Annotated in this window: 3 protein-coding genes; all 3 read right to left on the bottom strand. The window is 64.2% G+C overall.

Features of this window, described 5'->3' with window-relative positions; genetic code table 11:
- Positions 1–837: IS110 family transposase (locus ABT085_RS45205; protein ID WP_351622744.1), on the bottom strand; the 837-nt coding region annotated here is incomplete at its 3' end.
- A gap of 248 nt (positions 838–1,085) precedes the next feature.
- Positions 1,086–2,342, bottom strand: coding sequence for a group II intron reverse transcriptase/maturase (gene ltrA, locus ABT085_RS45200; RefSeq protein ID WP_351622741.1), 1,257 nt, complete (start codon positions 2,340–2,342; stop codon positions 1,086–1,088).
- A gap of 662 nt (positions 2,343–3,004) precedes the next feature.
- Positions 3,005–3,173, bottom strand: a 169-nt coding sequence (locus ABT085_RS45195) for a transposase family protein (RefSeq protein ID WP_351622747.1), incomplete at its 5' end; no start/stop codon positions are given.

The following is a 3,173-nucleotide window of genomic DNA, read 5'->3' as shown; positions in this document are numbered from 1 at the left end:
ACCGAGGATGACGCCCAGGCCGGGCATGCTGGTGATCACTTCGAAGTCCCGATGATCGCGAAACCGGGCCTCGATCGCCTTGTCGAGCTCGGCGACCTGCTGGTTGAGGGCCATCACTTCCCGCGCGAGCGTGTGCACCATCTGAGCGGTCAGTTTCTCACCGGGCAGGCTGGTGTGCTGGCGCCCGGCAGCCTCCAGAGCAATCTCCGCGAGCCGGTCGGCGCGCAGGACCTTGCGGTTGCGCAGCCAGGTCTCGAGCCTCCTCCTGCCTATCCGGCGGAGGGAGGCCGGGGTCTGGTAGCCGGTCAGCAGGGTGAGCGGGCCGGTGTTGGTCAGGTCCAGTGCCCGCTCCAGGCCGGGGAAGATGTCGGTGAGCTGGGCGCGGAGCCGGTTGACGGTGCGGGTGCGGTCGGCGACCAAGTCTGCGCGTCGGCCGGTGAGGATCTTGAGGTCGGTGACCGTCTCGTCGTTGGTGCGTAAGGGGTGCAGGTCGCGGCGGAAGCGGGTCTGGTCGGCGATGACGGCGGCGTCCTTGGCCTCGATCTTGCCCTCGCCGCGGTAGCTCTCCGAGGCGCGGTAGATGGCCCGGCCGGAGATGTAATGCACCGGCCGGCCGTGGTTGAACAGGATGGTGATGGCCAGGGCCGCGCCGCCGTCGGCCAGGTCGATACCCCAGGTCACCTCGTCTCCCAGGGCCAGGACATTGGTGAGGAGTTCGAGGATTTCGGGTTCGTCGTTGGCGACGCGTCGTGACAGCAGCCGACGGCCGCTCTCGTCCATCGCGACGCAGTGGTGATGGGTCTTGCCTGCGTCGATGCCGGCCCAGATCATGGCCATCTGGTGCCTCCGTGCGGTGTGCTGCTGGTGTCTCCCGACGGACGACCTCGCTGTCGATTCCCTACTCAGCGATCATTCGCAATTCCTAATTGGCAGCCGAGTCGTCGTGGGGCACCGGGCGGCCAATCACTGAAAGCCACAAGCGGCAGAGCGTTTTGAACCGCCGAGTAGCCGAGGGGAATCTCACCCCTCGGCTCTCACGGAACCGTGCGGAACGATCTCTCGTTACACGGCTCCTGCCGTCCTGGTCACCAGGCCGAGGCGGTGGTCCAAGGCCAGTGCGCGAACATGCGGGGATACCGCTTGGCGATCTCCCCCATCTTCGCGATGGCCTTCCGCTTCGCCCTGAGCCGCTCGTACTTCTTGCGGATCCATCGCACCAAGTAGGCGTTGATGCGCGTCAGGAGGGGATCCAGCCCCGACCGCCGGAAACGACCGTAGTACTGCATCCACCCCGCCACCCGTGGGTTGACCCACCGGGCGAGATCAACGAAGGAAAGGTCGGCCCGTGTATGCAGGTGCCAGGAACGGACCTCCGCACTGAGCCGCTTCAGGGCCTCTTTGCTGATCTCCGGGTCGAAGGAGAGGAAGCTCTCCCCCTTCTTGTCCCGGCTCCTGCGGGCGCGGAAGGTGTACCCGAGGAAGGTGAACGCCGTGTGCTCGTAGGAGTTCCGGCGCTTGCCGTCCTTGCAGTACACGATCCGGGTCTTGTCGGGATGCAGCCGCAGCCCGACCTGTTCCATCCTGTCCGTCAGCGCGGCCAGTACTTCGGTGGCCTGCCGCTCGGTGACGCAGTGGATGACCGCGTCGTCCGCGTAACGCTCGAACCAGACGCCCGGGTACTCCCGGGCGAGCCAGGTGTCGAACGCGTAGTGCATGAACAGGTTCGCCAGCACGGGCGAGACCGGTGCCCCTTGTGGGGTCCCCCGGTCTCGGACCAACATGTTGCCGTCGGGCTGTTGCATCGGCGCTTGGAGCCACCTCCGCACATACAAAATCACCCAGACGGCATCGGTGTGGGCTTCCACCGCCTTGACAAGGAGGTCCCACCGGACGCTGTCGAAGAACTTGGCGACATCGAGATCGATGACCCAATTCCTCTTCCAGCAGCGGTCCCGGCAGCATGCAACCGCGTCCAGTGCCGACCGCCTGGGCCGGTATCCATACGAATCCGGGTGAAAAACCGGTTCCACCCGACGCATGAGATGCCTGGCCACGACGGTCTGTGCCACCCGGTCAGCCACACAAGGAATCCCGAGGATTCTCGTGCCTCCGCCATGCGGCTTAGGAATCTCCACCGCGCGCACCGGCTGCGGAAGGTAGGACCCCGACGACATCCGATTCCAGACCTTATAGAGGTTGTTCTTCAGGTCCTTCTCGAACTCGTCAAGAGACTGCCCGTCCACTCCGGGAGCGCCCTTGTTCGCCCTGACTTCCTCCCACGCCTCCTTCACTTCCCACTTCGAAATCTCAAACGGCTTGGCCTGTGACTTCAACTGGTCCACCGAATTCCTCCCGGGCATCACCCGGTTGACGCAATCAACTCAGCCACGAACGGCCCGGCCCCTTCGCTCCACCCCCGTTACAGGGACTTCGCCACTACTACGAGCCGGTCCGCCAGCGCGCCTGGCCTCGGTACTCGATCCCTTGCAGTTTCGGCTACTTGGGACACTCTCTCTCGCTCGCCATCTAAGCGAGCAGCGGCAAGGAACGCCTTCTCCTGTTCCATGCGGAAGCCGCAGACCGGGCTCACGTCGCCTGCATGCCGGACACCACCTGACCAGTAAACGGGCACCCGCCAGACTCATCCCGGGATTGGGTATACACCCCGGTTTTGATGTCAGATTTGGCTCTTACGACACGTCAGCAGCGATTCACTTGCGTTCGTCTTCCCGATCCCCACCTGACGCCTCTTACGACGCCTTTTCCTCGTCGCTCACCACGACGGTCTTCAGCCAACGCAGCACGAGGTGGTTTGAAGCCTCCCCCCGCAGGGCGACTCCGAAGGGCCAACAACCTTCATCTTCCGCACAGCATCACTTCAAGACTGCTCCTACAACCAGATCCATCCGTGTTCAGGACACAAACACCCGGCACCCCTGGGTGGATGAACCATACGAGGGGCTCACCGCATCCCACACAACAACGTAGGGAGCCCTTTCCAACCTCACGCTGACGCGTGGTGAAGGACGACGACGGCCTTCACGATGTTGGTAATCCGGTTGGTGCTGCAGCGGAGCTTGCGTAGCAGGCGCCAGCCCTTCAGGACGACCATCGCCTGCTCGCCGAGGCACCGGATTTTGGCGTGGGTGCTGTTGTGCCGGCGCTTCCAGGGC

This window comes from Streptomyces sp. NPDC002265, assembly GCF_040296125.1.
Lineage (GTDB): Bacteria > Actinomycetota > Actinomycetes > Streptomycetales > Streptomycetaceae > Streptomyces.
The sequence above is the reverse complement of the archived record's forward strand: the minus strand, read 5'-3'. Positions and strand labels throughout refer to the sequence as shown.